This window comes from Klebsiella sp. Ech2A (assembly GCF_030078455.1).
GTDB classification, from domain to species: Bacteria; Pseudomonadota; Gammaproteobacteria; order Enterobacterales; family Enterobacteriaceae; genus Klebsiella; species Klebsiella terrigena.
Window position 1 is genome coordinate 38,075 of record NZ_JAQGFU010000013.1, and the last position, 18,915, is coordinate 56,989.

At 56.5% G+C, this 18,915-nt stretch carries 19 protein-coding genes; 8 read left to right on the top strand and 11 right to left on the bottom strand.

What is annotated here, in order from left to right; all coding sequences use genetic code 11:
* Positions 1-27 precede the first annotated feature (27 nt).
* The gene (gene yieH, locus PFH44_RS05215) at positions 28-693 is read right to left on the bottom strand and encodes a 6-phosphogluconate phosphatase (protein ID WP_283824481.1); all 666 of its coding nucleotides are present in this window, start codon (positions 691-693) and stop codon (positions 28-30) included.
* Positions 694-862: 169 nt separating this feature from the next.
* On the opposite strand from yieH, the gene adeP reads away from it, so the two are divergent.
* Entirely contained in the window at positions 863-2,200 is a 1,338-nt protein-coding gene (gene adeP, locus PFH44_RS05220; protein WP_133600265.1) for an adenine permease AdeP, read from the top strand.
* 43 nt (positions 2,201-2,243) lie between these two features.
* Here the strand turns inward: adeP and PFH44_RS05225 are convergent, their stop codons facing one another.
* From PFH44_RS05225 to PFH44_RS28050, 10 genes are all read right to left on the bottom strand, one after another.
* Positions 2,244-2,810: an NADPH-dependent FMN reductase gene (locus PFH44_RS05225; RefSeq protein ID WP_041143341.1), complete on the bottom strand. Its 567-nt coding sequence runs from the start codon at positions 2,808-2,810 to the stop codon at positions 2,244-2,246.
* A 37-nt stretch (positions 2,811-2,847) separates the two neighbouring features.
* A complete protein-coding gene (locus PFH44_RS05230) occupies positions 2,848-3,432 on the bottom strand; it encodes a 4'-phosphopantetheinyl transferase family protein (RefSeq protein ID WP_463671535.1) in 585 nt (194 codons plus the stop codon).
* A gap of 311 nt (positions 3,433-3,743) precedes the next feature.
* Complete coding sequence (gene yidZ / locus PFH44_RS05235; protein WP_045855384.1) at positions 3,744-4,703, bottom strand: HTH-type transcriptional regulator YidZ; 960 nt, start codon at positions 4,701-4,703, stop codon at positions 3,744-3,746.
* Positions 4,672-5,856 carry an MFS transporter gene (locus tag PFH44_RS05240; RefSeq protein ID WP_283824482.1) on the bottom strand — a complete coding sequence of 395 codons (1,185 nt, stop codon included), beginning with the start codon at positions 5,854-5,856 and terminating at the stop codon, positions 4,672-4,674. Before PFH44_RS05240 ends, yidZ begins: the two co-directional genes overlap by 32 nt.
* 178 nt (positions 5,857-6,034) lie before the next feature.
* A complete protein-coding gene (mnmE, locus tag PFH44_RS05245) occupies positions 6,035-7,399 on the bottom strand; it encodes a tRNA uridine-5-carboxymethylaminomethyl(34) synthesis GTPase MnmE (protein ID WP_045853742.1) in 1,365 nt (454 codons plus the stop codon).
* A 194-nt stretch (positions 7,400-7,593) separates the two neighbouring features.
* Positions 7,594-9,243, bottom strand: coding sequence for a membrane protein insertase YidC (gene yidC / locus PFH44_RS05250; protein WP_045853743.1), 1,650 nt, complete (start codon positions 9,241-9,243; stop codon positions 7,594-7,596).
* Positions 9,244-9,245: 2 nt separating this feature from the next.
* Positions 9,246-9,503 (bottom strand): membrane protein insertion efficiency factor YidD, encoded by a 258-nt coding sequence (gene yidD, locus PFH44_RS05255; protein WP_071844869.1) that lies wholly within the window; start codon positions 9,501-9,503, stop codon positions 9,246-9,248.
* Positions 9,467-9,826: a ribonuclease P protein component gene (gene rnpA / locus PFH44_RS05260; protein ID WP_071844868.1), complete on the bottom strand. Its 360-nt coding sequence runs from the start codon at positions 9,824-9,826 to the stop codon at positions 9,467-9,469. Before rnpA ends, yidD begins: the two co-directional genes overlap by 37 nt.
* 15 nt (positions 9,827-9,841) lie before the next feature.
* Positions 9,842-9,982: a 50S ribosomal protein L34 gene (gene rpmH, locus PFH44_RS05265; RefSeq protein ID WP_002220736.1), complete on the bottom strand. Its 141-nt coding sequence runs from the start codon at positions 9,980-9,982 to the stop codon at positions 9,842-9,844.
* A gap of 218 nt (positions 9,983-10,200) precedes the next feature.
* The gene (locus tag PFH44_RS28050; RefSeq protein ID WP_421673008.1) at positions 10,201-10,281 is read right to left on the bottom strand and encodes a hypothetical protein; all 81 of its coding nucleotides are present in this window, start codon (positions 10,279-10,281) and stop codon (positions 10,201-10,203) included.
* A gap of 321 nt (positions 10,282-10,602) precedes the next feature.
* Here PFH44_RS28050 and dnaA point away from each other — a divergent pair, with 321 nt between their 5' ends.
* The 7 genes from dnaA to PFH44_RS05300 all read left to right on the top strand — a co-directional run.
* Positions 10,603-12,006 carry a chromosomal replication initiator protein DnaA gene (gene dnaA / locus PFH44_RS05270; protein ID WP_045853744.1) on the top strand — a complete coding sequence of 468 codons (1,404 nt, stop codon included), beginning with the start codon at positions 10,603-10,605 and terminating at the stop codon, positions 12,004-12,006.
* 4 nt (positions 12,007-12,010) lie between these two features.
* Positions 12,011-13,111, top strand: a complete 1,101-nt coding sequence (dnaN, locus tag PFH44_RS05275) for a DNA polymerase III subunit beta (RefSeq protein WP_076947911.1) — start codon at positions 12,011-12,013, stop codon at positions 13,109-13,111.
* A 138-nt stretch (positions 13,112-13,249) separates the two neighbouring features.
* Positions 13,250-14,323 carry a DNA replication/repair protein RecF gene (gene recF / locus PFH44_RS05280; protein ID WP_283824483.1) on the top strand — a complete coding sequence of 358 codons (1,074 nt, stop codon included), beginning with the start codon at positions 13,250-13,252 and terminating at the stop codon, positions 14,321-14,323.
* A 28-nt stretch (positions 14,324-14,351) separates the two neighbouring features.
* On the top strand, positions 14,352-16,766 hold the full coding sequence (gyrB, locus tag PFH44_RS05285) for a DNA topoisomerase (ATP-hydrolyzing) subunit B (protein WP_045853747.1): 2,415 nt from the start codon (positions 14,352-14,354) through the stop codon (positions 16,764-16,766).
* Between the two features lie 211 nt (positions 16,767-16,977).
* Complete coding sequence (yidA, locus tag PFH44_RS05290) at positions 16,978-17,790, top strand: sugar-phosphatase (protein WP_045853748.1); 813 nt, start codon at positions 16,978-16,980, stop codon at positions 17,788-17,790.
* A 245-nt stretch (positions 17,791-18,035) separates the two neighbouring features.
* Positions 18,036-18,725: a D-galactonate utilization transcriptional regulator DgoR gene (gene dgoR / locus PFH44_RS05295; RefSeq protein ID WP_041143329.1), complete on the top strand. Its 690-nt coding sequence runs from the start codon at positions 18,036-18,038 to the stop codon at positions 18,723-18,725.
* On the top strand, positions 18,722-18,915 hold a 194-nt coding region (locus PFH44_RS05300; RefSeq protein WP_283824484.1), incomplete at its 3' end, for a 2-dehydro-3-deoxygalactonokinase. The genes dgoR and PFH44_RS05300, both read left to right, overlap by 4 nt.

The following is an 18,915-nucleotide window of genomic DNA, read 5'->3' on the forward strand; positions in this document are numbered from 1 at the left end:
CCGGCCGAGCGCAGCGACGCCGGGAGCTTAACGGGTCACTTCCCAGCCCCGCGCTTTCCACAGCGCCGGAAGCTGCGCTAAATCGGTAAACATCGTCACTTTCGGATGCACGATCGGCGGATTGTGCGGATCGGCGCAGAAGTAGAACACCTCCATTCCGGCATCAATTCCCGACCGGGCGCCGGCGCTGGAGTCATCCACCAGAATGCAGTTTTCGACGTTAACGTTCATCGCCTTCGCCGCGTGGAACATCAGCGCCGGATCGGGCTTCCAGCGCTGAATATCGTAGCCGCTGTACAGCCTGTCGGGGAAATGGTGCAGCATGCCGGTTCTGCCGAGCGAGTGCTGCATTTTGCTGACCGGGCCGTTCGAGACCACGCACTGGGGAACGGTCACCGCGTCCAGCAGCGCTTCAGCGCCGGCGATAGCCTCCAGCTCTGAATCAAACAGGCGCGCTACCTCGTCACGATAGACCGGCTCAAGCGTCGCCTTTTGCAGGCTAACGCCGTACTCCTCGTTTATGGTATCGATGATTTCGTAGAGCTTTACGCCTTTGAAGCGCTTAAAGATCTCTTCTAAATCCAGCGTAATGCCGAACTCTTTGAACATGTGAACATAGGCGCGGGAACAGATCACTTCGCTGTCGACCAGCGTGCCGTCACAGTCGAAAAACAGGGCTTCTATTGGGGACATGCTGTTTCCATTTTAACAAGTTTAACGTTTTCGTAATGCTGATTTGCGGGACGCAATCGTTGCCGTATAAGCAAAAGCAATGAAAAAAAATTAACACACAACTGCACCAGGTGTCGCATTTTGGTATAGGATAGCCTCGAATTTTCCCTCCTTTGTTCGGAAACCGATAATGAGTCAACAACAAACCAGCCAGTCTTCTGGCCAGGGTCTGCTGGAGCGCGTGTTCAAGCTGCGTGAACATGGCACGACGGCACGCACCGAAGCGATCGCAGGTTTCACCACCTTCCTGACGATGGTCTACATTGTTTTCGTTAACCCACAGATTCTCGGCGTGGCGGGTATGGATACCAGCGCTGTGTTTGTGACGACCTGCCTGATCGCGGCATTCGGCAGTATTATGATGGGGCTGTTTGCTAATCTGCCCGTCGCCCTGGCGCCGGCAATGGGCCTTAACGCCTTCTTCGCCTTTGTGGTCGTTCAGGCAATGGGCCTGCCCTGGCAGGTTGGGATGGGGGCTATTTTCTGGGGCGCCGTCGGCCTGCTGCTGCTGACGATTTTCCGCGTACGCTACTGGATGATCGCCAATATTCCAGTGAGCCTGCGGGTGGGCATCACCAGCGGTATCGGTCTGTTCATCGGTATGATGGGGCTGAAAAATGCGGGAGTGATTGTTGCCAACCAGGACACGCTGGTCAGCATCGGTAACCTGACCTCCCACAGCGTGCTGCTGGGGATCCTCGGCTTCTTTATCATCGCCATTCTGGCGTCGCGTAACATCCACGCGGCGGTCCTGGTTTCTATCGTGGTGACAACGCTGCTGGGCTGGATGCTGGGTGATGTTCACTACACCGGCATTGTTTCTGCGCCGCCGAGCGTGATGACGGTTGTCGGTCATGTCGATTTAGCCGGTTCGTTTAACCTTGGCCTGGCCGGCGTTATCTTCTCCTTTATGCTGGTCAACCTGTTTGACTCCTCCGGTACCCTGATTGGGGTGACGGATAAAGCCGGTCTTGCCGATGAGAAAGGTAAATTCCCGCGCATGAAGCAGGCGCTGTTCGTGGACAGCGTCTCTTCCGTAGCGGGCTCCTTTATCGGCACCTCGTCGGTCACGGCCTATATCGAATCCTCCTCCGGCGTCTCCGTCGGCGGGCGTACCGGCCTGACGGCGGTAGTTGTCGGCATTCTGTTCCTGCTGGTGATTTTCCTGTCGCCGCTGGCGGGAATGGTGCCAGCCTACGCTGCCGCCGGTGCGCTAATCTACGTCGGCGTGCTGATGACCTCCAGCCTGGCGCGCGTGAAGTGGGACGATCTGACGGAAGCGGTACCGGCGTTCATTACCGCGGTGATGATGCCGTTTAGCTTCTCGATCACCGAAGGTATCGCTCTGGGCTTTATCTCCTACTGCGTGATGAAGATTGGCACCGGTCGCCTGCGCGACCTCAGCCCGTGCGTGATTATCGTATCACTGCTGTTCGTGCTGAAAATTGTGTTTATCGACGCCCACTGATTTGCCGCACTCAACCCTCTCCCGGCAGGGAGAGGGTTATCACCTAGGCTTTAACGCGCTGAATATAGTCGCCAAAGGCGCTCAGCTGGCCGCTGAGATGATCGAGCGTGCTCTGATCGACCACTTCTCCCGACTGCGGATCGACCTTGTTCTGAATAACCCCACCCATAAACTCAGGTTTGTTCATCACCATCGCGTCGAGGAACACCAGAATCTGCCGCAGGTGATACTGGCAGCGCGCGCCGCCGATAGCGCCCATCGAGCTGGTTTGGATCAGTACCGGCTTCCCTGAGAGCGGCTGTTCAGGCAGGCGAGATAGCCAGTCAATCGCATTTTTCAGGCCGCCGGGAACCGAGTAGTTATACTCCGGCGTCACGATGACCACCCCATCCGCTTCGCGAATCTGGCGTGCAATCTCCTGCACGCTTTGCGGGAAACCCTCTTCCTGCTGAACATCCGCGTCGTACAGCGGAATGTCGCCAATCGACGGCAGCGCGGAGATCGCCATCCCCGCAGGCGCGATGCCCGGCAGGGTACGTGCAACCATGCCATTAAACGACTCTTTGCGCAGACTTCCGAGTAACGTAACAACTTTCAACGTATCAGACATGATTGCTCCTTTGCATCATGATGGCCGGGCTAACCGGTCAGTTGAGGGAGAGTGCTTTTTCCACCGGCAGGCTGGTGAAGCGCATCAGGCGGGCTGCGGGCTCTTTCGCACGCGCCTGGGCGTCCGGTAGAGTACGCCAGCCGTCGCTACCCGCGTATTCCCAGACCTTAAGCTGGCCGATACCCGGCGTAGCGGCAATGGACCAGACCAGCACCGACTCGGCATCGCAGAGCGCCTCTATGGGCTGCATGTTGGCGGTACGCAGCCGACCTGCTCCTGGCAGCAGCTGCAGGCGCACGGGCGATTCTCCGGTGAGCTTGAGGACGCTGCGACGCAGCGCGACCAGCTGGGCGCGAGCTTCATCAGGATCGTGCTGGTTGTTAATCCAGAGATTTTCGTTGCTGTTGAAAACATACCGGTTGGCGTCGTGCAGCGGATGCACGCCGCGAGAAGCGTGCTGCAGCTCCATGTCCAGCCCGCAGTCGCCTTCCGTTGTCAGCGTGACGCCAACGATATTTCCGGCATATGAAATGGAAAAGCGGGGAAGGTGGCTGTCGCGAAAGACCGGCCTGCCGTCGGCTTCTCTGATGATTTCGGGAAGCTCGCTAATGCCGTACAGCATAAACAGCAGCTCTGCGAGCAGCGACCGCGATGCGCAGTAGCGGGTTTGTCGGTACTCCGGCAAACGTCGTGCGCTTTGATGACAGGCCGCCGACAGGCGTGTCGATAGCGGCTCCCTTGCGCTTAGTATCCCTCTTGCAAAATGCGTTGCCATTCGTCGCTCCGTGATTAATGGGCAGAGATAAAAATTGAGAACTACATTATCGCCTGGAATTGATAGGTTTTAATGCGGAAATCATCCCTTGAAAAGGGGGATTATGTGAATTTTACAAATTCTTGCGTAACAAAGAGAGGGTGATACGTATAACGTCGCTATAGCGGGTCAGTATAGAGTCGTTTCAGGGTTTCCCTGAGCCAGACGATTTTGGGATTGTAGCTGTTACGCTTATGCCACAGCAGGACGAACGGCACCCGGACTTTTTCCAGCAGCTGGGGCTCCAGAGGAAGGGGGCGCGACACCAGCGGCAGCTGGTGCTGGCGGTTATAGTGGTGGCAGTAGCGCGGCGCCGTCGCCAGCATGTGGTGATCCGGCTGGGCGGCCATAAACAGCGATTGCTCAAAGCCCGGCAGGGTCAGGGCAACGGTGCGCTTGTGCCCCAAATCCTGCAATACGTCGTCCAGCGCCCAGGTATCGATTTGCTCCCAGCTGATATTAATATGCGGGTAGCGTAAAAATGTCTCCAGATTCCACTCTTCGCTGAGGGCCGGATGATCCGCGCGCAGCCACACCTGCGGCAGGTCGGTAAACAGCACCTCGAAATCGATATACCACGGCAGCTGGCTCAGCTGTTCCCGTGAGCGCGGGTGCGTTTCCCGCCCGCAAAATCCAATATCAACCTCGCCGCGAATAATGGCGTCCAGCGAATCATAGTCCCAGCCGCGCAGGCGGATCAGCGCCTGGGGATAGCGCTGGTAGATCTGCCGGGCAAGGGTATCAAAGAGGATCATCATTAGCGGCATTTCCGCCGCCAGCTCGAACTTCAGGCCGCTGGGCGTGGCGTGATGCGGCTTATCGAGGATCTGGTTGCCCATCTGCATCCAGTCCGCCAGATCCTGCTCCATGCTGGTCATCAGCGGGGTTGGCGTCAGGCCGAGAGGCGTTTTAACGAATAGCGGATCGTCGAACCAGGCGCGGAGCTTGGCCAGCGACTTGCTTACCGCCGACGGCGAAACGTTCATCCGTTTCGCCGTGCGGGTGACGCTGAGCTCCTGGGTTAAGAGCTGCAGGCAGAGTAATAAATTAAGATCGAGACTCGACAGGGGTTTCTTCATAATTTTGCGCGGCCCGTGCGGGGGCAGCGGCCACAATCAGCACAATGCTGACTATGCTACAGCCAATGAGGATCCCGATCAGCATATTCATTGCGCTTAAGCCTACGACGGCGGCCAGCCAAATCCACAGCGAAGAGCCGCAGACCTGAGCGATACCCAGCGCGGAGCTGGCGACGCCGGCGCGCAGGGTAAACGGCCCCAGCGCCTGGCTCATTGCCACGCCGAAACCGACGGAGAAGCCCGCGCAAATCAGCGCCAGCCCCAGCATGGTCACCGTTTGGCTGGTGGCGAGGCTGAGCAGCACCCCGGCAATAAAGAACATCCCCTGCGAGGTCAGCATCAGGGTGCGCGGTTTAAACAGGGTGAGCGCAAACGGCGTGGAGAACGAGACGGCCATGCTGATCAGCGCCATCAGGGCCATCGCCATCGAGTATTTTCCGCGGTCGAAGCCCATCTCCTCCATCATCAGCACCGGCGAGACGTTCACGTAGGTGAGGATGGCGGTGACGCTAAGGGTGGTGACGATCACCCGGCTGAGGAAAAAGCGGTTCAGCAGCGACTCGGAGCCGGCGGGTTGCTGAGCGGCCTCGTTTGGCTGCACGGTTGGGCGCGTTTCCCGCAGCACGAAGATCGACAGCAGGCCGACCATCACGCCCATGCCGGTCATGGTGTAAAACAGGCTTTGCCACGGGTACTTAAGCATAATCAGATGGCCCAGCACCGGCGCCAGCACCGGGATAATGCAGGTAATGCCGTTGAGGAGCGACAGCACCTTGGCACGCCGCCGGTCATCAAGGGTATCGCGCAGCACCGCAAAAGCCACCACGTAGCAGCTGCCGGCGCCGATACCCTGAATAAAGCGTCCGATCAGGAAAAGGGTGCTGGTATGCGCCAGCGAGCAGAGCAGGGAGGCCAGAATAAAGATAAAGGCGCCAAATATAGCGACCGGCTTGCGTCCGGACCTGTCGGCAATGCGCCCGGCAAACAGCATCGCGGTGGCCATACCCGCCAGGTAGACCGAGAAGGCAATATGCAGCTGCGCCTCGCTGGCCCCCAGATCCTGCGCAATTTTCGGCAGACCAACCAAATACATATCAATGCCGGATGGATAGAGCAAAACCAGTGCAAAACCACAGATCAGAAAGCGTGCCATAGAACCCCTCGCGATAATAGTGCCGTACAGAGTAATGGTGAATGCCTGCCAGTACGAGTTGCCATTTGGACAACAATTATTTCCTGGGAGGAAAAATGGGGGGCTTAAAAAGTAAAAACCCGCATCAACAGCCGGTTAATGCGGGTTAGTGAACGTTTACGGACTACACGAGGCGCGGTTACTTACCAATACAGAAGCTGGAGAAAATGCGCCCCAGCAGATCGTCAGAGGTAAATTCGCCGGTAATTTCGCTTAAGGCCTGCTGTGAGAGCCGCAGCTCTTCAGCCAGCAGCTCGCCAGCCCATGCGCCAAGCAGCTGGGCTTTACCCTGCTGCAGATGGTTAGCCGCTGCTTCCAGCGCCTGCAGGTGGCGACGGCGGGCGAGGAAGCCGCCCTCCATATTGGTCTCGAAGCCCATGCTCTGCTTAAGATGATTGCGCAGCGCCTCAACGCCCTCGCCGGTACGCGCCGACAGGCGAATAAGCGAGTGACCATTTACTTCACTCAGGCCCAGCGTTTCGCCGGTGACGTCGGCTTTATTGCGCACCACGGTAATCGGCAGCTTTGCCGGCAGGCGTTCAATAAAGTCCGGCCAGATCTCGGCGGGGTCGACGGCGTCGGTAGTGGTGCCATCCACCATAAACAGCACCCGGTCGGCCTGGGCGATTTCCTGCCACGCGCGCTCGATACCGATGCGTTCAACCTCATCGTTGGCGTCGCGCAGACCGGCAGTATCGATGATGTGCAGCGGCATGCCGTCGATGTGGATATGCTCGCGAAGCACGTCGCGGGTGGTACCGGCGATATCGGTCACAATCGCGGCTTCACGCCCCGCCAGCGCGTTCAGCAGGCTCGATTTCCCGGCGTTCGGCCGCCCGGCAATCACCACCTTCATTCCTTCGCGCAGCAGGCTGCCCTGACGGGCCTCGGCGCGAACCGCGTCGAGATCGGCCATCACGTCGTTAAGCTGGGCCTCTATTTTGCCGTCGGAGAGAAAATCAATTTCCTCATCCGGGAAGTCGATAGCCGCTTCGACGTAGATACGCAGGTGCGTCAGCGCTTCCACAAGGTGGTTTACGCGCGCGGAGAAGGCACCCTGCAGCGAGTTCAGCGCCGAACGCGCCGCCTGCTCGGAGCTGGCGTCAATCAGATCGGCAATCGCCTCGGCCTGAGCCAGGTCGAGCTTATCGTTGAGAAACGCGCGTTCGGAGAACTCTCCCGGGTGAGCAATGCGCAGGCCCGGAAGGGTCAGGATGCGTTTGAGCAGCAGATCGAGAATGACCGGGCCGCCGTGCCCCTGCAGCTCGAGGACGTCTTCGCCGGTAAAGGAGTTTGGCCCCGGGAACCACAGGGCGATGCCCTGATCCAGCGCCGTTCCGTTAACGTCCTTGAACGGCAGGTAGTCGGCGTAGCGCGGTTTTGGCAGCTTGCCGAGTACCGCCTCTGCGACCTCGCGCGCCTTCAGGCCAGAGATGCGCAGAATGCCCACACCACCGCGTCCCGGTGGGGTTGCCTGGGCGACGATAGTGTCGTTATGGCTCATGATGACTCTCTATGTAAATGTAAAAAAGGCGGTCTATTGACCGCCTTCTCTGGCATTAACTTTACCGTATATTCTCGAAATAGTTCAAGTTGCAGGAAGGCGACAGGTTAGAGAGGCCCCAGGAGCTTACTGAAGTAAGTGACTGGGGCGAACTAACGAAGCCAACGCATCTGCGGCTTGAAGAATGAAGAGAATCAGGTTTTTTTCTTCTCGCGGCTATGCAGGCCACGTTTCTCCAGACCACGGTAAATCAGCTGCTGCTGGATAATGGTCACCAGGTTGCTGACGATGTAGTAAACCACCAGGCCAGACGGGAACCACAGGAAGAACACTGTGAAGATGACCGGCATAAAGGTCATGATCTTCTGCTGCATCGGGTCGGTCACGGTGGTTGGCGACATCTTCTGAATGAAGAACATCGTTGCGCCCATGATGATCGGCAGGATGTAGTACGGGTCTTGTGCAGACAGGTCGTGGATCCACAGGATAAACGGCGCATGACGCAGTTCAACCGAGGCGCTCAGCATGTAGTACAGCGCAAGGAAGATTGGCATCTGGATAATCAGCGGGAAGCAGCCGCCCAGCGGGTTAACCTTCTCCGCTTTATACAGGGCCATCATTTCCTGGCTTTGACGCTGTTTGTCATCGCCCAGACGCTCACGCATGGCCTGAATCTTCGGCTGCAGCATACGCATCTTGGCCATGGAGGTGTACTGCGCTTTAGTCAGCGGGTACATGATGCCACGAACGATAAAGGTAATAACGATGATCGAGAAGCCCCAGTTGCCGAGGAAGCTATGGATCCATTTCAGCAGCTTGAACAGCGGCTGAGAAATAAACCACAGCCAGCCGTAGTCAACGGTCAGATCCAGGTGCGGCGCAACGGCAGCCATTTTGTCCTGAATTGCCGGGCCGACCCACAGCACGCTTTCCAGCTTATCAGCCTGACCTGGCTGTACCAGAACCGGCTGAGATTTGTAGCCAATAGCGACGATACCGTTACCGAGGTTAGCGGTGTAGAAGCTGTTGGTGCCGCTATTCTGCGGAACCCATGCGGTCGTAAAGTACTGCTGCAGCATGGCGACCCAACCGTCTTTGGTGCTGACGTTCAGGTTTTCGTTATCGACGATGGTATCGAATTTATATTTTTCGTACTTCGTCTCTGCGGTTGAATACGCGGCACCGCGGAAGGTGTGCATCGTAGACAGGCCACCGGTTTGCGTATCGCGAGCGGATGGCAGGTTAGCAGACTGTTTCAGCTGACCGAAGGTGGAGATCTCCAACGGTTTTTCGCCGACGTTTTGTACGTTATAGCCTACGTTCACCGCATACTCACCACGTTTCAGGGTGAACGTTTTGGTGAATACGTTGCCGGCTTTGTCGGTGTACGTCAGCGGAATGACGATTTCGTTCTGGCCATCGGCCAGCACAAACGCATCTTTATCGACGTTATACAGCGGACGAGAGCCATTCGCCGGGTTATCCGGGCCATCACGACCGGTTAAACCGCTCTGAGCCTGATAGATAAACTGCGGAGTGGTCTCCAGTAGCTGGAACGGTTCGGTAGACTTAAGCGCTTTCGGGTAAGCCGGAAGCAGCGCCTGCTCAACATCACCACCGCGGGTGTTGATGGTCAGATCAAGCACGTCTGTTTTAACCGTAATCAGTTTCCCCTGGCCACTGGCCGGTACGCCCTGGTCGGCGGCGCTACCCGCTGCGGTGGTCGTTGTCTGCGTGGTCTGCTGCTGCTGGGCTTGCGGATTGTTATCCTGCTCCCAGGCTTGCCAGATCATGAAAGACACGAACAACAAAGCGATGATAAGAAGATTGCGTTGCGAATCCATCGTTAGTGTTCTCTGGTATCAAATGGTCCAGGCGGGACGGGATCGTCACCACCAGGGTGTAAAGGGTGGCATTTTAATACGCGTTTCACTGTCAACCAACTGCCTTTTACCACCCCAAACCTGCGCAATGCCTCAATTCCATAGCTTGAACAGGTTGGAGTGAAACGACAATGCGGCCCGAGTAGCGGACTAATCAGGCGCTGATAGACCCGTATAAGGCCTATCAGGACCCGGGAGCCAGGCGACAATGGCGGCGCCATAATTTTTCCAACGCTTCCGAGAGAGCACGGTTATCGAGTTCGGCAACCCCTTTCTTTGCCACCACCACAAAATCCATTGGCGGGAGTTCATGCTGACGTAAACGGAAGCTTTCACGCGTCAGACGTTTAATCCGATTGCGTTCATGCGCGCGTTTGACGTTTTTCTTGGCGACAGTAAGACCGATGCGGGGATGCCCCAGCGAATTCAGGCGGCCGAGGATGGTGATTTGCGGCGTGCCAGCCCGTTGTGGCTGCTGGAAGACGAAAGTGAAATGACTGGGAGTTAACAAACGTAACTCCCTGGGAAATGCTAGCTTAACCACGCAGGGTTAGCTTTATTACTTGGAAACGGTCAGACGGGAACGGCTTTTAGCACGACGACGTGCCAGAACCTGACGACCATTTTTAGTAGCCATACGTGCACGGAAGCCGTGAGAACGGTTGCGCTTCAGTACAGACGGTTGAAAAGTGCGTTTCATGGCGGTTTCTACCTAAACTTGAATTATTTCACTGACTTTTGCGTATACCCGAACGAACTTCGAACGACTAACGCCTCAGCGATGGTGATTAAAGAGGCCGGATTGTAATAATTGTACACTCCGGAGTCAATTCTCTTTCCTTATTTCTCACACCTTGTCGCACAAAAAATGAGCTGAGACAGGCTGCGGAAAACGGGCATTACGCACCGGGTGGAGGATTATACGGCCTGACGGGTAAAGCGCAAGGATCGCAGGGGATCTTTGTTAGATCGTTTAGGCCCAAAACCGGCATAGCTCATTAATTTTTCCAATATGCGGGCGAAATCGTGTCCCACCCTTCCCAGGATCGATTACACTTACCCGGCTTCGATCCTTCCTGTGGATAAAACGGGAAGAATCTGTTGAGAAACACAAGATATCTTTTTCAGTTTAGGCTATGATCCCCGGTCCCGATCGCGATCCCCGGATCCGCATCGGACAAAAACCGCAGATAGCGGTTCGCACGTCACCCCTTTTGTGCAGGGGCTTTTCGGCTTATGCAGGGTCTGGTCGACGTGCGCCAACAATCACGATTGTTTCTTTTTTCTTTATATCGATTTTATGTTCGAGTGGAGTCCGCCGTGTCACTTTCGCTTTGGCAGCAGTGTCTTGCCCGATTGCAGGATGAGTTACCAGCCACAGAATTTAGTATGTGGATACGCCCGTTGCAGGCGGAACTGAGCGATAACACGCTGGCACTGTATGCGCCAAACCGTTTTGTGCTCGATTGGGTAAGGGATAAATACCTCAATAATATCAATGGACTCCTCAATGATTTTTGCGGTGCTGATGCCCCACAGCTGCGGTTTGAAGTCGGCACTAAACCGGCGGTACAGCCGCAGCGCGGCGCGGTAAACAACGTCGCGGCAGCCGTACCGGCCGCGCAGGTCCAGATGGCGCGCGTTGCGCCGACGATCGTCCGCCCAGGCTGGGATAACGTCCCGGCGCCGGCGGAACCGACCTACCGCTCTAACGTCAACGTCAAGCATACCTTTGATAACTTTGTCGAAGGTAAGTCTAACCAGCTGGCCCGCGCGGCGGCGCGTCAGGTTGCGGATAACCCGGGCGGCGCCTACAACCCGTTATTCCTTTATGGCGGTACCGGTTTGGGTAAAACCCACCTTTTGCACGCGGTCGGTAACGGCATTGTTGCGCGCAAACCGAACGCCAAAGTGGTCTATATGCACTCCGAGCGCTTTGTTCAGGACATGGTTAAAGCCTTGCAGAACAACGCGATCGAAGAATTTAAGCGCTACTACCGCTCCGTAGACGCCCTGCTGATCGATGATATTCAGTTCTTTGCTAATAAAGAGCGCTCGCAGGAAGAGTTTTTCCACACCTTCAACGCCCTGCTGGAAGGTAATCAGCAGATCATTCTCACCTCGGATCGCTATCCGAAAGAGATCAACGGCGTTGAGGATCGTCTGAAATCACGCTTCGGTTGGGGGCTGACGGTGGCGATCGAGCCGCCTGAGCTGGAAACCCGCGTGGCGATCCTGATGAAAAAAGCGGACGAAAACGACATTCGTCTGCCGGGTGAAGTGGCCTTCTTTATTGCCAAGCGTTTACGTTCCAACGTACGTGAGCTGGAAGGGGCGCTGAACCGCGTTATCGCTAACGCCAACTTTACCGGCCGGGCGATCACCATCGATTTCGTGCGCGAAGCGCTGCGCGATCTGCTGGCGCTGCAGGAAAAGCTGGTCACCATCGACAATATTCAGAAGACGGTGGCGGAGTACTATAAAATTAAGGTGGCGGATCTGCTCTCCAAGCGCCGCTCCCGCTCGGTGGCGCGTCCTCGTCAGATGGCGATGGCGCTGGCTAAAGAGCTGACGAACCACAGTTTGCCGGAAATTGGCGACGCGTTCGGTGGCCGTGACCATACCACCGTGCTGCACGCCTGCCGTAAGATTGAGCAGCTGCGTGAAGAAAGCCACGATATCAAAGAAGATTTTTCCAATTTAATCAGAACATTATCCTCGTGACGCTATGAAATTTACCGTAGAACGTGAACATTTATTAAAACCTTTGCAACAGGTAAGCGGCCCGTTAGGCGGTCGTCCGACGCTGCCCATTCTCGGTAACCTGCTGCTTCAGGTCTCGGAAGGCGCGCTGTCGCTCACCGGTACGGACCTGGAAATGGAAATGGTGGCGCGCGTTGCGCTGATGCAACCGCATGAAACGGGCGCTACGACGGTTCCGGCACGTAAATTCTTTGATATCTGCCGTGGCCTCCCTGAAGGGGCGGAGATCGCCGTTCAGCTGGAAGGCGATCGGATGCTGGTGCGCTCCGGGCGCAGCCGCTTCTCGCTGTCGACGCTGCCTGCCGCTGATTTCCCTAATCTCGACGACTGGCAGAGCGAAGTTGAATTCACGCTGCCGCAGGCGACGATGAAGCGCCTGATTGAAGCCACCCAGTTTTCAATGGCGCATCAGGACGTCCGCTATTACTTAAACGGTATGCTGTTTGAGACCGAAGGCGACGAGCTGCGCACCGTCGCAACCGACGGGCACCGCCTGGCGGTCTGCTCTATGCCGCTGGGTGAATCGCTGCCTAACCATTCGGTGATCGTGCCGCGTAAAGGGGTGATTGAGCTGATGCGCATGCTCGACGGTGGCGATACGCCGCTGCGCGTGCAGATTGGCAGCAACAACATCCGCGCCCACGTCGGCGACTTCATCTTTACCTCGAAGCTGGTTGACGGTCGTTTCCCTGACTACCGCCGCGTGCTGCCGAAGAATCCGGATAAGCATCTGGATGCCGGCTGCGATATCCTCAAGCAGGCGTTTGCGCGGGCGGCAATTCTCTCGAACGAGAAGTTCCGCGGCGTGCGCCTCTACGTAAGCGAAAATCAGCTGAAAATCACCGCCAACAACCCGGAGCAGGAAGAAGCGGAAGAGATCCTCGACGTTTCTTACTCCGGCAGCGAGATGGAAATTGGCTTTAACGTCAGCTACGTGCTGGACGTGCTGAATGCGCTGAAGTGCGAAAACGTGCGTATTTTGCTGACCGATTCGGTGTCGAGCGTGCAGATTGAGGATGCGGCGTCGCAATCGGCAGCCTACGTCGTCATGCCCATGAGGTTGTAGAAAATATCGGGCTATCTTACTTGTTATTCTGGCTCCGGGCAGCGCTCGCAATCCTCACGTACTTTAGTACGCTCCGGTTGCTTCGCGCTGGCCGTAACCAGACTAACTGCGACGATAACGCCCTGGCTATGAGTTGATATGTCGCTATCCCGACTCCTGATTAAAGACTTCCGCAATATCGAAAATGCGGATCTCGCCCTATCTCCCGGCTTTAACTTTCTGGTTGGCGCCAACGGCAGCGGCAAAACCAGCGTGCTGGAAGCCATTTATACGCTTGGTCACGGCCGGGCGTTTCGCAGTTTGCAAATTGGTCGCGTCATCCGCCATGAGCAGGAGTCATTTATCCTGCACGGGCGCTTACAGGATGACGAGCGCGAAGTCGCCATCGGCCTGACTAAAGACAAGCTCGGCGACAGCAAGGTGCGGATTGACGGCACCGATGGTCACAAAGTGGCCGAGCTGGCGCATTTAATGCCGATGCAGCTGATTACGCCGGAAGGGTTTACTTTGCTCAACGGCGGCCCGAAGTACAGAAGAGCCTTCCTTGACTGGGGATGCTTTCACAATGAAAGCGGGTTTTTTACCGCCTGGAGCAACCTGAAGCGCCTGCTGAAGCAGCGCAACGCCGCGCTGCGTCAGGTTAACCGCTACGCGCAAATTCGGCCCTGGGATCTGGAGCTGATCCCGCTGGCGGAGCAGATTAGCCGCTGGCGTGCCGACTACAGCGCCGCTATCGTCGAAGACATGGCGGATACCTGTAAGCAGTTTTTACCTGAATTCTCTCTGACCTTTTCCTTCCAGCGCGGCTGGGAAAAAGAAACGGATTACGCTGAGGTACTGGAGAGAAACTTCGAGCGTGACCGCATGCTGACCTATACCGCCCACGGCCCGCACAAAGCGGATTTCCGCATACGTGCCGATGGTGCGCCGGTCGAAGATACCTTGTCACGTGGACAGCTTAAGCTCCTGATGTGCGCGCTACGGCTGGCACAGGGCGAGTTTTTAACCCGCGAAAGCGGGAGACGCTGTCTGTATCTGATAGATGATTTTGCCTCGGAACTTGATGACGCGCGGCGCGGGCTGCTTGCCAGCCGCTTAAAAGCCACGCAGTCGCAGGTTTTCGTCAGCGCAATAAGCGCTGAGCACGTAATGGACATGTCGGACAAAAATTCGAAGATGTTCACCGTGGAAAAGGGTAAAATAACGGATTAACCCAAGATTAAATGAGCGAGAAACGTTGATGTCGAATTCTTATGACTCCTCCAGTATCAAAGTCCTGAAAGGGCTGGATGCGGTGCGTAAGCGCCCGGGTATGTATATCGGCGACACGGATGACGGCACCGGTCTGCACCACATGGTATTCGAGGTTGTGGATAACGCTATCGACGAAGCGCTCGCAGGGTACTGTAAAGACATCGTTGTCACCATCCATAGCGATAACTCCGTCTCCGTACAGGATGATGGTCGCGGCATCCCGACCGGTATTCACCCGGAAGAGGGCGTATCGGCGGCAGAAGTCATCATGACCGTACTGCACGCAGGCGGCAAGTTTGATGATAACTCCTATAAAGTTTCCGGCGGCCTGCACGGCGTAGGCGTTTCCGTGGTTAACGCCCTGTCGCAGAAGCTGGAGCTGGTGATTCAGCGCGATAATAAAGTTCACCGTCAGCTGTACGCCCACGGCGTGCCGCAGGCGCCGCTGGCCGTGACCGGCGATACCGAAAAAACCGGCACCATGGTCCGTTTCTGGCCGAGCTATGAAACCTTCACCAACGTGATCGAATTCGAGTATGAGATTCTGGCTAAACGCCTGCGCGAGCTGTCGTTCCTGAACTCCGGCGTCTCCATCCGCCTGCGCGATAAGCGTGACGGCAAAGAAGACCACTTCCACTACGAAGGCGGCATCAAGGCGTTCGTTGAGTATCTCAACAAGAACAAAACGCCAATTCACCCGAATATCTTCTATTTCTCCACCGAAAAAGACGGTATCGGCGTTGAAGTTGCGCTGCAGTGGAACGACGGCTTCCAGGAAAATATCTACTGCTTTACCAACAACATTCCGCAGCGCGACGGCGGGACGCACCTTGCGGGCTTCCGCGCGGCGATGACCCGTACCCTGAACGCCTACATGGATAAAGAAGGCTACAGCAAAAAGGCGAAAGTCAGCGCCACCGGCGACGATGCCCGCGAAGGCCTGATTGCCGTCGTTTCCGTAAAAGTACCGGATCCTAAGTTCTCCTCGCAGACCAAAGACAAGCTGGTCTCCTCCGAGGTGAAAACCGCGGTAGAGCAGCAGATGAACGAGCTGCTGAACGAATATCTGCTGGAAAACCCGTCAGACGCCAAGATCGTGGTAGGCAAAATTATCGATGCCGCGCGCGCGCGCGAAGCGGCACGCCGTGCCCGTGAGATGACCCGTCGTAAAGGCGCCCTGGACCTGGCCGGTCTGCCGGGCAAGCTGGCGGACTGTCAGGAACGCGACCCGGCGCTCTCCGAACTGTACCTCGTGGAAGGGGACTCCGCGGGCGGTTCTGCCAAGCAGGGCCGTAACCGTAAAAACCAGGCTATCCTGCCGCTGAAGGGTAAAATCCTCAACGTCGAGAAGGCCCGTTTTGACAAGATGCTCTCTTCCCAGGAAGTCGCTACGCTTATCACCGCGCTGGGCTGCGGTATCGGCCGCGACGAGTACAACCCGGATAAGCTGCGCTACCACAGCATCATCATCATGACCGATGCCGACGTCGATGGTTCACACATTCGTACCCTGCTGCTGACTTTCTTCTACCGTCAGATGCCGGAAATCGTTGAGCGTGGCCACGTCTACATTGCGCAGCCGCCGCTGTACAAAGTGAAGAAAGGCAAGCAGGAACAGTACATTAAAGACGATGAAGCGATGGATCAGTACCAGATCTCCATCGCCCTCGATGGCGCTACCCTGCACACTAACGCCAGCGCCCCGGCCCTGGCCGGCGAAGCGTTAGAGAAGCTGGTTGCTGAGTTCAACGCCACGCAGAAAATGATTGGCCGCATGGAGCGTCGCTTCCCGAAAACGATGCTGAAAGAGCTTATCTACCAGCCAACGCTGAGCGAAGCCGAGCTTTCTGACGAGCAGGCCGTTACGCGCTGGGTGAATGCGCTGGTAACCGATCTGAATGAGAAAGAGCAGCACGGTAGCCTGTGGAAATTCGACATTCACGAAAACAGCGAACAGCAGCTGTTTGAGCCGATTGTTCGCGTCCGTACCCACGGCGTAGACACCGATTATCCGCTGGATCATGAGTTTGTGACCGGCGGCGAGTACCGTCGTATCTGCACCCTCGGCGAGAAGCTGCGCGGCCTGGTCGAAGACGACGCGTTTATCGAACGCGGCGAACGCCGTCAGCCGGTTGCCAGCTTCGAGCAGGCGCTGGAGTGGCTGGTGAAAGAGTCCCGACGCGGCCTGGCTATCCAGCGCTATAAAGGTCTGGGCGAGATGAACCCGGATCAGCTGTGGGAAACCACCATGGACCCGGATAGCCGCCGTATGCTGCGCGTCACCGTTAAGGACGCGATCGCCGCTGACCAGCTGTTCACCACCCTGATGGGCGACGCCGTTGAACCGCGCCGCGCCTTTATCGAAGAAAACGCCCTGAAAGCGGCGAATATCGATATCTAAGCCGCAGATTCCCCGGTCTGGCGCTTCGCTGACCGGGGTAGGCGTTTGATAAACCCGGATCGCACGCTTAACGGCGTCATCCGGGTTTTTTTACGCAGGAAAAGGGGAATCTCTCCTGCCGAACCCATCCTCGTTTTCCCTGGTTTCTGTTGCTGTTTTTTGAGCGGAATCGCGTTAGCATGAGTCAGGACTCATCTTACCTGGGGATCTCATGGCCATTAAACTGATTGCAATTGATATGGACGGCACGCTTCTGCTGCCGGACCATACCATCTCTCCTGCCGTTAAAACCGCGATTGCCGCGGCCCGTGCGCGCGGCGTCAACGTGGTGCTGACCACCGGTCGGCCGTATGCCGGCGTGCACAGCTACCTGAAAGAACTGCACATGGAGCAGCCGGGAGACTACTGCATCACCTACAACGGTGCGTTAGTGCAGAAGGCAAGCGACGGCAGCACCGTCGCGCAAACTGCGCTGAGCTATGATGACTACCGCTATCTGGAACAGCTTTCCCGCGACGTCGGCTCCCACTTCCACGCGCTTGACCGCAATACGCTCTATACCGCTAACCGCGATGTGAGCTACTACACGGTGCATGAATCCTACGTCGCAACCATCCCGCTGGTCTTCTGTGAAGCAGAAAATATGGATCCCAACATCCAGCTGCTGAAGGTGATGATGATTGATGAGCCGGTGATTCTGGACCAGGCCATCGCCCGCATTCCGGCTGAAGTGAAAGAGAAGTATACCGTGCTGAAAAGCGCGCCATACTTCCTCGAGATCCTCGATAAGCGGGTCAATAAAGGCACCGGCGTGAAGTCGCTGGCCGACGCGCTGAATATCAAGCAGGAAGAGATCATGGCGATTGGCGATCAGGAAAACGACATCGCGATGATTGAGTTCGCCGGCGTCGGCGTGGCGATGGATAACGCGATACCGACCGTGAAAGAAGCGGCAAACTTTATTACCAAATCAAATCTTGAAGACGGCGTGGCGTATGCCATTGAAAAATATGTTCTAAATTAAGCCCTCTTCCCTGGAAATCAGCCCGCGATCCTCGCGGGTTTTTTTATGTCTGCCGTTTCCCCGCCATTAATATTCTTATCAGCAATTGTCGTTTTTGTGATCTAAATTGTAGTACAACACAATGTCATTGTACTACATTACGGTCAGAGGCAATGATGAGTGCTATCACGTTAGTACTACAAAGTTGAGGCGCAAACCGGCAGTCAGGGTAAAGTAAGGCAGAGTGTTTTCTTAGAGGACGTGCCATGAACCTGACTAAAACCGATCGCATCATCATGACGCTGGGCCGCCAGATTGTCGGCGGCAAATACGTTCCCGGCTCGGCGCTGCCGGCAGAAGCGGACCTGTGCGAAGAGTTTGAAACGTCGCGCAATATTATCCGGGAAGTGTTTCGCTCGCTGATGGCGAAGCGGCTGATTGAGATGAAGCGCTATCGCGGAGCCTTCGTTTCGCCGCGTAACCACTGGAACTACCTGGATACCGAGGTGCTGCAGTGGGTGCTGGAGAATGATTACGACCCGCGCCTGATTGGCGCGATGAGCGAGGTGCGAAACCTGGTGGAACCGGCCATCGCCCGCTGGGCGGCTGAACGCGCGACCTCCAGCGATCTGGCGCAAATTGAAGACGCGCTGAACGAGATGATTGCCAATAACCAGGACCGGGATGCGTTTAACGAAGCCGACATTCGCTATCACGAAGCGGTGCTGCAGTCGGTGCATAATCCGGTGTTACAGCAGCTGAGCGTGGCAATTAGCTCGCTGCAGCGAGCGGTATTTGAACGAACCTGGATGGGGGATGAAGGCAATATGCCGAAGACCCTCCAGGAACATAAGGCGCTGTTTGATGCTATCCGGCATCAGGATAGCGAAGCGGCGGAGCAGGCGGCGCTCACCATGATCGCCAGCTCAACACGAAGGCTGAAGGAAATCACATGACATCTCGCTACATCGCAATTGACTGGGGATCGACCAACCTGCGCGCCTGGCTTTTTCAGGGCGACATATGCCTGGAGAGCAGGCAGTCGGAAGCTGGCGTAACCCGCCTCAACGGCAGATCCCCGGCGGCGGTGTTTAGTGAGATAACCGAGAGCTGGCGCGATGACGCCACGCCAGCGGTTATGGCGGG